At 64.2% G+C, this 14,585-nt stretch carries 12 protein-coding genes; 4 read left to right on the top strand and 8 right to left on the bottom strand.

The genetic code is table 11. The features are described 5' to 3' along the window. The coding region (locus JaAD80_RS25225; RefSeq protein ID WP_146012533.1) for an integrase core domain-containing protein at nucleotides 1-313 on the top strand (313 nt) is incomplete at its 5' end. On the opposite strand, the gene JaAD80_RS25220 is transcribed toward JaAD80_RS25225, so the two are convergent. The 3 genes from JaAD80_RS25220 to JaAD80_RS25210 form a co-directional block, all read right to left on the bottom strand. Next, complete coding sequence (locus JaAD80_RS25220; protein WP_102298645.1) at nucleotides 310-1,491, bottom strand: serine hydrolase; 1,182 nt, start codon at nucleotides 1,489-1,491, stop codon at nucleotides 310-312. The two genes, JaAD80_RS25225 and JaAD80_RS25220, sit on opposite strands and share 4 nt — an antisense overlap. A 146-nt stretch (nucleotides 1,492-1,637) precedes the next feature. Further along, nucleotides 1,638-2,933, bottom strand: coding sequence for a sodium:proton antiporter (locus tag JaAD80_RS25215; RefSeq protein ID WP_102298643.1), 1,296 nt, complete (start codon nucleotides 2,931-2,933; stop codon nucleotides 1,638-1,640). Between the two features lie 77 nt (nucleotides 2,934-3,010). Next, nucleotides 3,011-4,126: a mechanosensitive ion channel family protein gene (locus tag JaAD80_RS25210; RefSeq protein ID WP_102298642.1), complete on the bottom strand. Its 1,116-nt coding sequence runs from the start codon at nucleotides 4,124-4,126 to the stop codon at nucleotides 3,011-3,013. A gap of 240 nt (nucleotides 4,127-4,366) precedes the next feature. On the opposite strand from JaAD80_RS25210, the gene JaAD80_RS25205 reads away from it, so the two are divergent. The 3 genes from JaAD80_RS25205 to JaAD80_RS25195 are packed head-to-tail and all read left to right on the top strand — an operon-like array spanning nucleotide 4,367 to nucleotide 9,258. After that, nucleotides 4,367-6,652 carry a trehalose-6-phosphate synthase gene (locus JaAD80_RS25205; protein WP_180979583.1) on the top strand — a complete coding sequence of 762 codons (2,286 nt, stop codon included), beginning with the start codon at nucleotides 4,367-4,369 and terminating at the stop codon, nucleotides 6,650-6,652. Beyond that, nucleotides 6,652-7,413 carry a trehalose-phosphatase gene (gene otsB, locus JaAD80_RS25200; RefSeq protein ID WP_102298638.1) on the top strand — a complete coding sequence of 254 codons (762 nt, stop codon included), beginning with the start codon at nucleotides 6,652-6,654 and terminating at the stop codon, nucleotides 7,411-7,413. The genes JaAD80_RS25205 and otsB overlap by 1 nt, the downstream gene beginning before the upstream one ends. Before the next feature lie 3 nt (nucleotides 7,414-7,416). Beyond that, nucleotides 7,417-9,258: a glycoside hydrolase family 15 protein gene (locus JaAD80_RS25195; RefSeq protein WP_374755281.1), complete on the top strand. Its 1,842-nt coding sequence runs from the start codon at nucleotides 7,417-7,419 to the stop codon at nucleotides 9,256-9,258. 99 nt (nucleotides 9,259-9,357) lie between these two features. On the opposite strand, the gene JaAD80_RS25190 is transcribed toward JaAD80_RS25195, so the two are convergent. The 5 genes from JaAD80_RS25190 to JaAD80_RS30910 form a co-directional block, all read right to left on the bottom strand. Continuing rightward, nucleotides 9,358-9,783, bottom strand: coding sequence for a hypothetical protein (locus tag JaAD80_RS25190; RefSeq protein WP_102298634.1), 426 nt, complete (start codon nucleotides 9,781-9,783; stop codon nucleotides 9,358-9,360). 204 nt (nucleotides 9,784-9,987) lie between these two features. After that, nucleotides 9,988-12,291, bottom strand: a complete 2,304-nt coding sequence (locus JaAD80_RS25185) for a TonB-dependent receptor (RefSeq protein ID WP_258003170.1) — start codon at nucleotides 12,289-12,291, stop codon at nucleotides 9,988-9,990. 397 nt (nucleotides 12,292-12,688) lie between these two features. Then, nucleotides 12,689-13,954: a PepSY domain-containing protein gene (locus tag JaAD80_RS25180; RefSeq protein WP_102298631.1), complete on the bottom strand. Its 1,266-nt coding sequence runs from the start codon at nucleotides 13,952-13,954 to the stop codon at nucleotides 12,689-12,691. Nucleotides 13,955-14,038: 84 nt separating this feature from the next. Then, nucleotides 14,039-14,311 (bottom strand): 4'-phosphopantetheinyl transferase superfamily protein, encoded by a 273-nt coding sequence (locus JaAD80_RS30915; protein ID WP_102298629.1) that lies wholly within the window; start codon nucleotides 14,309-14,311, stop codon nucleotides 14,039-14,041. Further along, on the bottom strand, nucleotides 14,280-14,585 hold a 306-nt coding region (locus tag JaAD80_RS30910), incomplete at its 5' end, for a 4'-phosphopantetheinyl transferase superfamily protein (RefSeq protein WP_374755280.1). The genes JaAD80_RS30910 and JaAD80_RS30915, both read right to left, overlap by 32 nt.

The raw sequence follows: 14,585 nt of genomic DNA, 5'->3' as shown, positions 1-14,585 counted from the left end.
GTTGTTGACCGATAACGGCTCAGCCTTTCGCTCCAAGTCATTCAAGGCCACTTGTAGCCAGATAGCATTGAAGCACCGCTTTACACGGCCCTATCGACCACAGACCAATGGCAAGGCCGAACGCTTCATCCAGTCAGCCTTGCGCGAATGGGCTTACGGCTTTGTTTATAACAACTCACTGGAGCGGGCCAACATGCTCAAAGAATGGAACCATCACTACAACTGGCACCGGCCGCATCAGGGCATTGCTGGCAAGGCCCCAATGTCACGGCTCAGATCCGGCCAGAATAACCTCTTGCAACTTCACACCTAGCGCGCCGGCACGCCGCTGCCGCCATGCGCCAGCAGGCGCAGCACGACTTCCTTCTGGAATGAACGAAACTCCTTATCGGCACTGACGTTGGCGAAAGCCAGCACGGCTGTCTTGCTGGCGCGGTCGACGCAGACGACGGACGCGGCGCCCGGGTCGCCGCCGCTGTGCGTGGCCAGCGGCTTGCCGTCGACGTCGCGCAGCAGCCAGACGAGGGCCTGGCGCACGGACACATCGGCCGGCACGACGGGAGCCGCTTGTGGGGCAAAAAACAATTGCAGGGTGGCATCTTGCAGGTAGCGGTGGCCATCGACCCGGCCGCCATTGCTGAAAATGGCCAGGAAACGGGCGAAGTCGTTGGCCGAGCTGCGCAGCAAGCCGGCCGGCCAGTCCGGGTAGCCGACGGGCGGCAACGCCTGCAGGCCCGGCTCCTTGTGCGCATATGGCGTGGCGACGACGGCGCGGCGCGGCAGGCTGGCCAGGCTCCAGGCCGTATTATCCATGCCCAGCGGCTCGAACAGCTGCGCCTGCGCATAGGCGTCGAGCCCATCGGGATGCAAGCGGCCCACCAGATAGCCGAGCAGGGCGATGCCGACATTGCTGTAGCGCCATTCCGTGCCGGGGCGGGCGGCAAACGACAGGTCCGCGTCGTACCAGGCGCCGCCGCGCGACAGATAGCCCTTGACGAAGTCGCGCAGGGGCAATCGCGGGTCGCCCTGGACGGCAAACGCCGCCGTCTTGTCGTACACGGCGTCGGAAATGCCGGACGTGTGGCTGAGCAAGTGGCGGAAGGTGATGGGCACGTCGGGAAACTTCGGATGCAGGAGCGGGAAGTCCAGGTAGGCGGCCACCTTGTCGTCGAGCCGGAAGGCGCCCTGTTCCAGCAGCTGCATGGCGGCCGTGGCCGTGACCAGCTTGCTGACGGAAGCCACGTGGAAGACCGTGTTCGCATCGGCCTTCTTGCCCGCCTGGATATCGGCCCAGCCATAGCCGCGCGCGAACAGCGTCTGTTCGCCGCGCACCACGGCCACGCTCATGCCCGGCGTTTCCGTGCGCGCCAGGCCCTTGTGCATGAAAGCGTCAAAGTCCTTTTCCCAGGCCAGGCTGACGGGATCGGTGGCGCAGCCCGTTTGCAGCAGGGCCAGCGAGACGCCCAGTCCCAGCACGCTTCTACGTTTCATTGAGTCTTCTTTCTTTGCTGTTGAATCCGCACATACGCTGTAGCGTGCGCGGCATTTTTAATTATCTTAACAATATTTCCGCCCGAGCCAGGGCCAATTGACGAAACGTTGCTGTGTAGCAATGAGAAGCAGGGCGGCGACGGGGCCTATTTGCGCCAGTAGCGCCGCAGCAGGGGCGTCACCGTCAGGCCGTGCGCGATGATGGACAGCATGACGACGACGATGGTGATGTCGGCCAGTTCGCGCGCCAGGCCGTGCGGCAAGCCGTGGGCGATGGCATAGCTGAGGTAGTACAGCGAACCGATGCCGCGCACGCCAAACCAGGCGGCCAGGCCGCGCAGGCGCACGCTGGTGCCGGACGCCAGCAAGCCCAGCATCACGCTGGCCGGGCGCGCCACCAGCAGCAGGAACAGGGCCACGCTCCACGCCTGCCAGCTCCAGGCGGCAGCCGTGACGGCGCCGCCCAGCAGCAAGACCAGGGTCAGTTCCGACAGGCGCTCCAGGTGTTCCTTGAAGACCAGCGCTTCGCCGCTGACGGTGAGCGGCGCCGCGCTGTCGTGCGCCTGGGTGGCCGAGACGGCATGCGCCTCTTCGGCCTGCAGCAAGCCCTGGCGGTCCGTCGGCGCGCCGGCCAGCACCAGTTCCGTCTGGCGCAGGGCCACGCCGGCAAAGAACACGGCCAGGAAGCCCCAGGCGTGCAGCCAGGTGGCCACGCCATACACGAGGGCAATCAGGCCCAGTCCCGCCAGGTCGTCCAGCACCGCATGTTTCGGCTCCTTGCCGCGCAGTTGCCAGCCCAGCCAGGCCAGCAGCGCGCCGCCGGCCGCGCCCAGGACGATGGCGGCCACGCTGGCCCACAGCAAATCGCGCCACAGCCAGGTGCCGGCGTGCGGCCCCAGTTCATGCAGGCCCAGCAAGCCCAAGCCCAGCATGACGAAGGGAAAGCCGCTGCCATCGTTCATGCCCGCGTCGCTGGTAAGCATGAAGCGCAACTGGTCGCTGTCGCCCGCATGGCGCAGCTGCACGTCGGTGGCCAGCACGGGGTCGGTGGGGGCGAGAATGGCGCCCAGCAGCACGCCCGCGCCCAGCGGCAGGTCCAGCACCCAGTGGGCGAAGGCGGCCACCAGGGCCACGGAGATGGCCATCGACAGCCAGGCCAGGCGCAGCGAGGGCAGCCAGCGCGCCAGGCTGAACGGCACCGGCATCTTGACGCCGGCGGAAAACAGGGAGATGAGGACGGCGATTTCCGTCAGGGTTTCCAGCAGGGGCGCCTGCTCGACCAGGTCGAAGGCGAACAGGCCGAGGAACATCGGCCCCAGCAGCAGGCCCACGCCCAGGTAGGCCATGGCCGAGGTCATGGGCAGGCGCGCAATGCTGTCGGCGGCCAGGCCGCGCGCCAGCATCAGGCAACCGATGAGGATGAACCAAGCGGTGGTGCTCATGCGTGCCAGCCCTTCGCGCGTGCTTGCAGGCATTCCATTCTAGCGGCGCGCGGCGATGGGCAGCGCGCCGCTGGAAGTCACAGCTTGGCGAGGCTGATTTTTTCCTCCGGCAAGGGGCTGTCGTAGACGGTGAGGGGGTCGTGCGTGGAACGCAGGCGGGGCAGGCCGTGCGGATAGTGGGCCGTGATGAACGCCAGCATCTGTTCGCGCACGATGCAGCGCAGCTCGAAGGCCAGGCCCGAATCTGCGGCGCTGATCAGAAAACGCACGCGCACGGCGCGCTCGTTCGAATCCGTCGCTTGCACGGTGCACACGCGCTTGTCCCATTGCGGCGCCGCTTCGCAGATGCGCGCCAGTTCAGCCCGCAGCGGTTCGAGCGGGATGCTGAAATCGAGCCACAGGAATACCGTGCCCAGCAGGGTAGACGAGCTGTGCGTCCAGTTCTCGAACGGATTTTCAATGAACCATTGCAGCGGCACGATCAAACGACGCTCGTCCCACACGCGCACGACCACGTACGTGCCCTTGATTTCCTCGACCTTGCCCCATTCGCCGTTGACGATCAGCACGTCGTCGATGCGGATCGGCTGGGAGAAGGCGATTTGCAGGCCGGCAATGAAATTGCCCAGTACGGGGCGGGCGGCGATACCGGCCACCAGGCCCGCCACGCCGGCCGAGGCCAGCAGGCTGGCGCCGATCTGCCGCGCGCCGGGCAGTGTCAGCAGCACGAAAGCCAGGCCCAGGATGACGACGATGGCGTGCGCGCTGCGCGTGAGCACGCGGGCCTGGGTGATCAGGCGGCGCGCGCGCAGGTTGTCGGCCACGTCGACGGGGTTGATTTCGGAAATCGTGATGGACAGGGTTTCGATGCATTTCATGGCCAGCCACGTCAGCGCCACGATCAGCGCCACGCTGGTGAGGTGCGACATGGCAACGAGGCCCGGCGTATCGTCGGGCGCGCCGGCCAGCACCATGCGCAGGCCGAAGACGATCACGCACAGCTGGCTGGCGCGGAAAGCCACGCGGGTGGCGTTGGTGGTGAACGGGCGGCCATTGGCCAGTCTTTTCAGCAGGCTGATGCCGGCACGGTGCACGCCGATTGCGACCACGGTGACGAGCAGGGCGGAAACGAGCACGGTCAGCGCCGAGCGCAGCGGGCCTCCCATCAGCGAGTGGAACGTGCTGAGATCCATAGGCGAAAACTCCTTGTGTATTGGTGAAATGGATATCGGAAGCGGCTATTTTACGTGCAGATGACGTAGCGGGGACGTGCGTTGCCGAACGGATAAGACTTGCATCAGGGTGGATACTGGCATGAATTGCTGCGCTGCGCCATGCGCCGTTGACGTTTCAATACGGAAAGCAAACGGGCGCCGCCAGCTTGGAAACATAGTCATACTTGCCATGCTTTTTTGTTTTTGCAAAGGAAATCGATGATAGTACGTTCACTGAGAATGTCCTTGCGCTTCATCCTGCCACTGGCCCTGGTGCTGGGACTGTTTGCCTATATCGTGGTACCCCTGCTCGATAATATTACCCTGCGCTGGTATGTGCGCGACCTCGACAGCCGGGCGGAATTGCTCGCTGGAACCCTCCGTCCTTCCCTGACCGAATACCTGCCCGCGCAGGACGCCACGCGCATCGGCGAACTGTTCCAGGGTGCCACGCGCGACGAGCGCCTGATCGCCATCGGCTTTTGCGACAACGCGGGCCATCTGCTGTACCACTCGCTGGAATACCCTGCCTCGATCGGCTGCTGGAGCACGCCTTCCACGGGCGGCCTGTACAAATCCCTGGCGCAATTGCCGCAAGGGCAAGTCCACATCAGCGAAACACCCGTGATGCAGGACGCCTCGCAGCTGGGCCGTTTGGTGCTGGTGCAGGACATGAGCTTTGTCGAGCGCCGCAATACCGATACCAAGCGCTTTATCTTTGCCTTCCTGGCCGTGCTGGCCGTGCTGATTTCCCTGATGACCGTGTTCGTGGCGCACCTGAGCTGGCGCGGCTGGCTGGCCGCCGTCAAGGACATCCTGCGCGGTGAACTGCTGTCGAAGAACAATCCCGCCGTGGCCGCCGCAGCGCCTGCCGCCGTGCCCGCGCCGCCGCCGGAAATGCAGCCGCTGATCGGCGACTTGCGCGAACTGCTGCAGGAGTATCACCTGGAACGGCAAGGCGACAACGGCTGGTCGTCCGACTGGACGCCGGACAAGCTGCGCGCCTTGCTCGAAGCGGACCTGTCCGGCGACCAGGTGCTGGTGGTATCGAACCGCGAGCCGTATATCCACACGAAAACAGACGCTGGTGTTGCAGTGCAGCGCCCCGCCAGCGGCCTGGTGACGGCCGTGGAAGCGGTGATGCGCGCCTGTTCCGGCACGTGGATCGCGCATGGCGCCGGTTCCGCCGACCGCGAGACGGTCGACAAGCTCGACCACGTGCCCGTGCCGCCCGATAACCCCAGCTATACCTTGCGCCGCGTGTGGCTGACGGAAGAGGAAGAGCAGGGCTATTATTATGGCTTTGCCAATGAGGGCATGTGGCCGCTGTGCCATATCGCCCACGTGCGCCCCGTGTTCCGCTCGTCCGACTGGGAGCAGTACGTGAAAGTCAACCGGCGCTTCGCCGATGCCGTGATCGCCGAGGCGAAGACGGACAATCCCGTCGTGCTGGTGCAGGACTATCACTTTGCCTTGCTGCCGCGCATGGTGCGCGAAGCCTTGCCGAAGGCGACGATCATTACCTTCTGGCATATCCCCTGGCCGAACTCGGAATCGTTCGGCATTTGCCCGTGGCGCGAGGAAATCCTCGACGGCTTGCTGGGCAGTACCATCCTCGGTTTCCACACGCCATTCCACCGCAAGAATTTCCTGGAAACGGTGGACCGCTACCTGGAAACGCGCATCGAACCGGAAGCATCGACCATTTCCTACGGCGGCGAGATGACGCAGGTCGAGGATTACCCGATTTCCATTGCCTGGCCGGACGACAATCCCGGACAGCCCGACGTGGCCACCTGCCGCGCGCAAATCCGCGCCGAGCTGGGCGTGGCAGCCGACCATCTGCTGGGCATCGGCGTGGACCGCCTCGATTACACCAAGGGCATCGTCGAGCGCTTCCAGGCCGTCGAGCGCATGCTGGAGCAGCAGCCTGGCATGGTGGGCAATTTTACTTTCGTGCAAATCGCCGCTCCCAGCCGCGCTTCGCTCGATGAATACCAGAGTTTTGATGCGCGCGTGCGCAAGATGGTCGAGCGCATCAACCGGCGTTTCGGCAGCGGCAACTACGTGCCCATCCTGCTCAAGGCCGAGCACCATGGACAGGACGACTTGCAGCGCTATTTCCGCGCCTCGGAAGTGTGCATGGTGACGAGCTTGCATGACGGCATGAATCTGGTGGCCAAGGAATTCATCGCCGCGCGCGACGACGAACTGGGCGTGCTGGTGCTGAGCCAGTTCACGGGCGCCGCGCGCGAATTGCACGAAGCGCTGATCATCAACCCCTACCACATTGAGCAGGGCGCCGATGCGCTGTACCGTGCCCTCGTGATGCCGCCCGTGGAGCAGCGCGAGCGCATGAAGAGCATGCGTGCCCGCGTGAAGCATTTCAATGTCTACCGCTGGGCCGGACGCATGCTGCTGGACGCGGCCCGTTTGCGCCAGCGCGACAAGGTCATGACGAAGATCGACGCCCACAGCCGCATCAAGCGGCGCAAGGGGCTTTGATGACGCAGGACTCTGACGATAGCGCGGCCCTGCTGCAACTGCTGAGTGCGCCTGGAACAGCCGTCTTCCTCGACTTTGACGGCACCCTGGTCGACCTGGCGCCCACGCCTGACGGCGTGCGCCTGGAGCCGGGCGTGGTGGAAGCGCTGGCGCTGCTGGCCGAGCGCCATGGCGGCGCGCTGGCCCTGATTTCCGGCCGTCCCGTGGCGCAGATCGACGCCATGCTGGCGCCCTTGAGCTTGCCGGTGGCGGGCGTGCATGGGGTGGAACGGCGCGGCGCCGATGGCGCGCTGCACGTGGCGCCCACGCGTGACGTGTCGCCCGTGCTGGCTTGCGCGCAGTCCCTGGCGCGGCGCCATCCTGGCTTGCTGGTGGAACAGAAGCGCGGCGCCGTTGCCCTGCATTACCGCCTGGCGCCCGCGCTGGAACAGCTATGCCTGCAGGAAATGACGGCCGCCGTGCAAGCGTGCCCCGGCATTTTGCTGTTGCATGGCAAAATGGTTCTGGAAGCCAAGCCGGCCGCCACCGACAAGGGCGGCGCCATCGCCGCCTTCATGGGCGAGGCGCCGTTCGCCGGCCGCCGTCCCGTGTTTGCCGGCGACGACACCACCGACGAGGCAGGCTTTGCCTATGTACAACAAGTTGGCGGGCAGGGCGTGAAAGTGGGCAGCGGTCCCAGCGCCGCCACCCTGCGCCTGGCCAGCCCGGGCGCCTTGCGCACCGCGCTGCTGGCCGCCGCCGTAGCCCCCCTGAAGGAGTAAATGATGACGACATCGTATGACACCCCCAGCGGCGCCAACGCGCCCACCGCCAGCAAGCCGCCCGCGCAGGCGTCGCTCAATTGCGGCGTGGTGGGCAATTGCGCCTTCAGCGCCCTGATCGACCAGGCAGGGCAGGTCGTCTGGTCGTGCCTGCCCCGTTTCGATGGCGATCCTGTCTTCAATACCTTGCTGGACGACACCGAAAATGGCAGCGTCTGGGCCATCGATATTGAAAACTTCGCGCGCAGCGAGCAATTCTATGAGCCCAACACGGCCGTGCTGCGCACGCGCCTGTACGACACGGATGGGCGCGGCGTGGAAATCACGGATTTCGCTCCCCGTTTCCTCAGCCGCGACCGCATGTTCCGCCCGCTGATGCTGATCCGCAGGGTGCGCCCGCTGGACCGCGCCGTGCGCATCCGCGTGCGCCTGCGCCCCCGCTACGACTGGGGCCGGCTGGCGCCGCAGATCACGCAGGGCAGCCACCACATCCGCTATGTGGGACCGGAGCAGACCTTGCGCCTGAACACGGATGTGTCGCTTAACTATGTGCTGAGCGAAACGTATTTCGTGCTGGGAAGCACGGCCAACTTCCTGCTGGGCCCGGATGAAACCCTGGCCGGCGGCATCGACGAGACGGCGCGCATCTTCGAGAAGGAAACCATCAATTACTGGCGCACCTACACGCGGCGCCTGGCCGTGCCGCTGGAATGGCAGGACGTGGTCATCCGCGCCGCCATCACCCTGAAACTGTCCTTGTATGAAGACACGGGCGCCATCATCGCCGCCATGACCACCAGCATTCCCGAAGCGCCCGGCAGCAGCCGCAACTGGGATTACCGCTACTGCTGGCTGCGCGACGCCTTCTTCGTCGTGCGCGCGCTGAACAGCCTGTCGGAAGTGGGCACCATGGAAGAGTATTTGCGCTGGCTGACGAATATCGTCGCCCGCTCGAAAGGCGGGCACATCCAGCCCCTGTACGGCATCGGCCTGGAAGAGCAGTTGCCCGAATCCATGCTCGACCACTTGCCCGGCTACCGTGGCAATGGCCCCGTGCGCGTCGGCAACCAGGCGCAGGAACACTTCCAGCACGATGTCTACGGCAATATCGTGCTGGGCGCCGCGCAAGCGTTTCTTGACCACCGCTTGTTCCACCGGGCGGGAAAAGCCGAGTTTGCCGCGCTGGAAGCCGTGGGCGACCAGGCCTTCAAATTGCACGCGGAACCGGACGCGGGCATGTGGGAACTGCGCACGCGCGCGCGCGTCCACACCTCGTCCATGCTGATGAGCTGGGCCGCCTGCGACCGCCTGGCGAAAGTCGCGCACAAGCTGGGCCTGGCCGATCGCGCCGACCACTGGAACAGCCGTGCCGTGCTGATCCGCGAACGCCTGCTGCGCGAAGCGTGGAGCGAGGAGCGCCAGGCGTTTGCCGAAAGCCTGGGCGGGCGCGACCTCGACGCGTCCGTGCTCTTGATGGCGGAAGTCAACTTCATCGACCCCATGGACCCGCGCTTCATCGCCACCGTCGACGCCCTCGAAGCATCGCTGTGCGACGGCCCCTACATGCGCCGCTACGAAGCACCCGACGACTTCGGCAAGCCCGAAACGGCCTTTAATATCTGCACCTTCTGGCGCATCGACGCGCTGGCCCGCATCGGCAGGAAGGACGAGGCGCGCAAGATCTTCGAGACCATGCTGCTGGCACGCAACCACCTGGGCCTGCTGTCGGAAGACACGCATCCCGTGACGGGTGAAATGTGGGGCAATTTCCCGCAGACGTATTCGATGGTGGGGCTGATCAATTGCGCGGTGCGCTTGTCGGCGCCGTGGGATAGCGCCGTCTAGGACGGAGGGGAGGATGGGCGGCGGAAGCGGCAGCAGGCACTGGCAGCGCCTTGGATCATCCGCCGCCATCGCTTGCTTGCCGGCGCGGCGCCTTTCGCCTCAGGATGGCGCTGTCAAGTTCACGAGCAGGCGACGCAGCCCTTCAAAGCATTCCACCTGGTGTTCGTGACGAGCAATGATCGTCTCCCTTAGCTCGATCTGGCTGCTTTTCAAGACTTCCGCCTTGGCATCCCGTAGCAGGTCGGCATGGTCCGCTGGCTCGGACAGGCGCTGGAGCATTGCCCGCAGTTGGTCGAGATGATTTGCCTCTTGCAAGCTGCCGCTGTAGTGCGACAGCTTTCGGCTCAGATACTGAACGGTCTGATGGGTGTGATCAGCAATTTTCCTTAGTGCGCTAGTCTCAGGTAATTTTTCAAAGGCTTTGCTGCTGGTGAGTTTTCCCCATTGCCCGTCCTGCGCACGGAACATGGCAAAATAGCCATGCAAATAAGTCAAAATATGGCGTACTTCATCGGCTGTCTCCATCTGCTTCCCTTCTGCTCATAGTCAGCGTGTTGCTTATTGGTAAGCAATATGATTGCATAACTGAAGCAAATTTGCACCGCGTATATGGCATCGGGGAGCCAGGCGCTGATGGCCCAGGCGCCATGCGGCGTGCAGCCGGCGCCTGGCCTTGCGTGCTTGCTGACGTGCTTACTGACGTGCTTACTTAAGTGCTAACTGTCGTGCTTACAGCCGGCCCGTCACCCCCAGCTGAAACCCCCGGCCCGGCAAGGGCGCAATGTATTTGAGCGGGGAATTGTGTGGCCGCGCATCTTCATCGAGCAGGTTGGAGGCGCTGAGGAAGACTTCGATTTCCCGCACGGGCGAATTGGGCAGCTGGAAGGCGCGGCTGACCTGGAAGTTCACCATGGTGTAGCCATCGAGCGGCACTTCCGTGCTGACGCTCTTGCCCAGATACTTCTGCTTGTCATAGCGGGTGCCCGACAGCCGGGACTTCCAGCCCTGGTTTTCCCACAGCACATTGGCGCCGTAGCGGTTGGTGGGCATGTTGGGCAGGTATTCACCGTCGTTGTGCGCGCGCAGCTTGTCCGGATTGTCCGCCTTGTTCTTGACCAGGTCGGCAAATGCCGAGAGGTTCAGCTTGCCGTAGGCGCCAAGTTGAATCAGCTGCGATGCATCGACCTCGAAGCCCTTGACCGTCGTATCCGTCTGCTTCCAGTACTTCAGGGGCAGGCGGTTGGCCGTCTGCAGTCCCGAATGGCCAAGATACAGGAAGTTTTCATACTTCATGACGTAGCCGGTGGCGGACAAGGTAAAGCCGCCCTTGCCGAACAGGCCGGTGAGTTCCGTGTTTTTCGCCCGTTCGGCCTTGAGCTTCTGGTTTCCCTCTTCCTGGGTCATGATGGAATAGTGGCGGTTGCTGGCGTACAGCTCGTTGATTTCCGGTGCGCGCTCCGAAGAAGCGTAGCGCAGCTTCACGCCGAACAGCTGGCCCAGCTTGGCCGAGGCGCCCAGGTTATAGCTGTTCAGGCTGAATTCCTTGTCTTCGAGCTTGCCGTTGGCCGCATTGCGCGCCGTCTTGAAGCCGCTCTGCCCAATCTCATGTTTTACTTTTTCATGGCGAAAACCCGCATCGAACGAAGCCCAGCCGGCGTCGAGGTTTTCCTTCAGGAATAGCGCGTGGCTGCCTGTGTCGACATTGGGCAGGTACAGCTGCGGCCCAGTGCCGCTGACTTCCCTGGCCTGGTAGGCGAGGCCCAGCATGCCGCTCAACGGCCCGGCGCGGCGGTGCGCCAGCAGGAGCTCGGCCTGATGCGTATCGAACCGGTAGTCGTTGGCCTTGGCGGCGCCCAGTCGCTCTCCCGACGCATTGTTCAGGCGCGACATGCGCAGCTGCGCGCTTTCCAGGTAAGGGAACGGGTCGCGCAGCAGGGCTTCCAGCGCATATTTATCCTGCTTGATGACGACGCCGACAGGCTGGCCTTCGGCGTAGTTCGCGCCGAACGACTGGTTCTCCATGGAAAAGCCGGGGACGCCGTACTTGCTGTCCTTGGTGTCGAGGCTGACGGCCACGTAGCCCTGGTTGAAGAAGTAGGTGCTGCCGACGGCAAAGTGGGAATTGCTGGCGTAGCTGTTGCCCAGGGTGCCGCGGTAGTTCGGGGTCACGTCCTTGTTGATCTTGTTCTGCACCGTCCTGGGCGTGCCCGGCACGTAGGCGGGATTGGCGGGATTGACGTAGGTCTTGCGCTGCCAGACGGACGTCGGGTCATTGGTATAAAAGGAAAAATCGCCGTCCGCCCAGTCCGGGTTTTCCGTCATGAACTGGTCGATATACGGCTGCGAGGACTTGTTGTAGACCTGCTGGATCCGCGCTTCCTTCTGGCAACTGTCGGCCAGGAAGGTGTTGACGCCGCCTTTCGCGGGAAACAGCTGGCTGTTGCACACGCCGGCCTTGCTGTTGCCGGGAATGTCGTAATGCCCGATCTTCTGGAAGGACATCTGCAGATTGGTGGAGAAATGCTTGCCATCGTTGACGTTCATGCGGAAGCCCTGGGCGTCGGCATCGTTGTGGCCCTTGCGCAGGACCAGTTCCACGTCTTTCTCCTGGGCTTCCATCTTCCGCGAAATGAGGCCGGAATCCACATCGACGCTGCCGCCGATCGCATTGCCGCCAAAGCGCACGCTGTCGGACGATTTGTTGACCGTCACGCTGCGTGCAAACAGGGGATCGAAGGGAATGTTGATATCGCCGCTGAGGGCATTCATGCCGAGGATGGACTGGCCATCCTCGAGGATCTGCACGCGGCTGCCGCTCAGGCTGCGTATCACGGGCGCGCCCGCATTCGGTCCGAAGGCGCTGCTTTGCACGCCCGAGACATGTTCGAGCATGCCACCCAGGGTCCTGTTATTGGCTTGCTCGTTGTCGACGGTGACGACGCTGTCGATGGTCGCGGGCCTGTCCGCCCTGACCTTGATGGTCTGCAGGGTGACGTCGTCCGCCGCGTAAGCGAGCGGGGAAGTGGACAGCATGGCGGCTGCGAATACGTGATGGCGCATAGGTCTCTCTGAAAAGGCGGGAAGGGCTGCTGGCGCTGGAGGCTGCAGACGTGCGGCGATTCACCTGCAATCTAGTTGCAACTTGTTTGCAATCAAGTTGCAAGTGAGTTGCGATAATAGCTGGCGCTCGACGCTATTGCAAGTAAACTGCATTTACGGGGGCCGGGCCTGGCGTGACAGGCCAGTTGCCAAATTGGCGCACGGCAAGCGGCCGGCATATGCCAGCGACTCGGTGCAAGGTGATGAGAGGTGTTGGTGGTGCGTGTTGCGCGCTGGGGGGGGGGGGCGCATGCGGCGGCAAGGTGTGGCGAGGCGGGCTGGCGGGCCGGGGGCCCGGAGGCGGCCAGCCCGCTTGCGCCTGGCGCAGGTCTTAATTCAGTTGCATGTCACGGGCTTTTTTCGCCTGCAGCCGGCGCGAACGCCGCTTGCGTTCCCAGATGACGATGCCCGTGACGGACAGCATGGCCACCATCACGCCCATGAAGGACATCATGATGCGTCCCGGCATGCCGAGGATGCGGCCCGAGTGCAGGGGAAATTGCAGCTGCACGAAGACGTCGGCGGCCGTGCCTTCCCATGGCTTGTGCTGGCCGATGATCTTGCCATCCATGCCGTCGACATAGATGTTCGACAGGCCCATGCCGGCCGTGCCGAATTCGTCGGCGGGATCAAAGAACGAGACGTTGTAGAACGAGTAGTTGCCGCCATAGTAAATGCCGCCGATGGGCGAGGTGATGCCGCGCTGCACGGCCGCCTGCCTGGCGATGTCCACGGCCTGCTCGAAGCCGATGACGGGCTGGATGTACGTGCCATACGCTGCCGGCGTCTGCGTTTCATACGGTCCCGGCGTGGTGGTGGAGACGAGCGACATGACGGGATAGAACACTTCGCGGTACAGGTTCAGCGAGAACGAGGTAAAGGCCACGACGACGATAATGCCCCACACCCACAGGCCGCCCGCGCGGTGCAGATCGAAGTTGAGCTTGTAGCCGCCGGCCGCCCAGCGCACCACCCACGACGGTTTCCAGCGCTGCCACCAGCTGGCGGCGTCGCGGTGGCGCGGCGCTTCGTCCTGCGCGCGCGGGCGCAGGCGGCGCGGCGTGGTCAGATAAAACGCCACCATGCTGTCGAGCAGCCAGATCAGGGCAACAGTGCCCATCAGCCAGTAGCCCCAGCGGTCCGTGCCCCAGAAGGCTGGCACGTGCAGGCTGTAGTGCAAATGGCGCAAGAACGGCATCAGGCTGCGGCGCGACAGGGAAATGGCGGTCGAATCGCGCGTGCCCGTGATCTGCGCCGTGACGGGGTCGATATACACGGTGTTGTAGTCGAGCACGAACGGCTTGTTCGTGGCCGGATCGGTTAGCGGACGCACCATGAAGGCGCCCGCATGGCCTTCTTCCAGGCCCAGGGTGATGTAGTTGACTTCCACGCGCGGGTCGGCGGCGGCCACTTTTTGCGCCAGGGCAAATGGCTGTTGCAGCGGGCCGCGGCCCGGCGTTTCCATGATGTCCGCGTTGAGCCACTCGTCGAGCTCATGGTCCCAGGAAGTGACGGCGCCCGTCAGCCCGGCGACGATGAGGAAGAGGGCGACGGTAAGGCCGGCCCAGCGGTGTATGACAGTCCAGAATGCGCGCATGCGTGATGAAACCCTGCAAAACTTGTTGAAAAATCCGCATGGCTACAAATGCGAAGCATTCTCATTATCGAGGGTGAGGGGCTTTTATGCAAGCGCTTGTCCAGACTGCAACACCGCGGCGTGCCAGGCGCGAAAGCGCATCCACACTGGCCTGGCGCCCTGTTTTGCCAGGCACAGGCTGGCCGCGTAGCCATCGGCCGGATACAGCGGATAGACCCAGGCCGTGCAGCCGGCGTCCTGCGCATCGGTGACGGGCGCCGGCCCCTGCGGCGGGCCGAACGCCAGCAGGGACGGATCCTTGTGCAAGCCCGTGCCCAGCAGCTTGCTATACGCTTCCTTGTGCGTCCACAGCTGCAAAAAAGTGCTGCTGGCGCTGCCCGGGCGGCAGGGCGGCCAGGGCAGCGCGTTCGGCAGGGTGGCAGACGAGCGGCGCCAGCGCGGCCGCATCGACATCCGGGCGCGCCTGCTCCAGGTCGATGCCCACGGGCACGCACGCGACGGCCACCAGCGCCAGCGCGCCGCTGTGGCTGAGGTTGAAATGCAGCGCATGCTGTTGCAGCACGGGTTTGCCCAGCGGCCCTTCGGCCAGCGCCAGGCTGGCCGGCGGCTGCCCCGTGTGGTGCGCCAGGAT

Origin of the sequence: Janthinobacterium sp. AD80 (genome assembly GCF_002878455.1) — a bacterium.
Lineage (GTDB): Bacteria > Pseudomonadota > Gammaproteobacteria > Burkholderiales > Burkholderiaceae_D > Janthinobacterium.
Note: the sequence above shows the minus strand (reverse complement) of the source record. Positions and strands in the feature narration are given on the sequence as shown.

What these genes read in the sequence shown, in the direction of transcription:
- JaAD80_RS25185 (WP_258003170.1), bottom strand. Translation starts at nt 12,291, where the DNA reads ATGCTGTCCACTTCCCCGCTCGCTTACGCGGCGGACGACGTCACCCTG.
- JaAD80_RS25205 (WP_180979583.1), top strand. Translation starts at nt 4,367, where the DNA reads ATGATAGTACGTTCACTGAGAATGTCCTTGCGCTTCATCCTGCCACTG.
- otsB (WP_102298638.1), top strand. Translation starts at nt 6,652, where the DNA reads ATGACGCAGGACTCTGACGATAGCGCGGCCCTGCTGCAACTGCTGAGT.
- JaAD80_RS25180 (WP_102298631.1), bottom strand. Translation starts at nt 13,954, where the DNA reads ATGCGCGCATTCTGGACTGTCATACACCGCTGGGCCGGCCTTACCGTC.
- JaAD80_RS25190 (WP_102298634.1), bottom strand. Translation starts at nt 9,783, where the DNA reads ATGGAGACAGCCGATGAAGTACGCCATATTTTGACTTATTTGCATGGC.
- JaAD80_RS25220 (WP_102298645.1), bottom strand. Translation starts at nt 1,491, where the DNA reads ATGAAACGTAGAAGCGTGCTGGGACTGGGCGTCTCGCTGGCCCTGCTG.
- JaAD80_RS25195 (WP_374755281.1), top strand. Translation starts at nt 7,417, where the DNA reads ATGACGACATCGTATGACACCCCCAGCGGCGCCAACGCGCCCACCGCC.
- JaAD80_RS25215 (WP_102298643.1), bottom strand. Translation starts at nt 2,933, where the DNA reads ATGAGCACCACCGCTTGGTTCATCCTCATCGGTTGCCTGATGCTGGCG.
- JaAD80_RS25210 (WP_102298642.1), bottom strand. Translation starts at nt 4,126, where the DNA reads ATGGATCTCAGCACGTTCCACTCGCTGATGGGAGGCCCGCTGCGCTCG.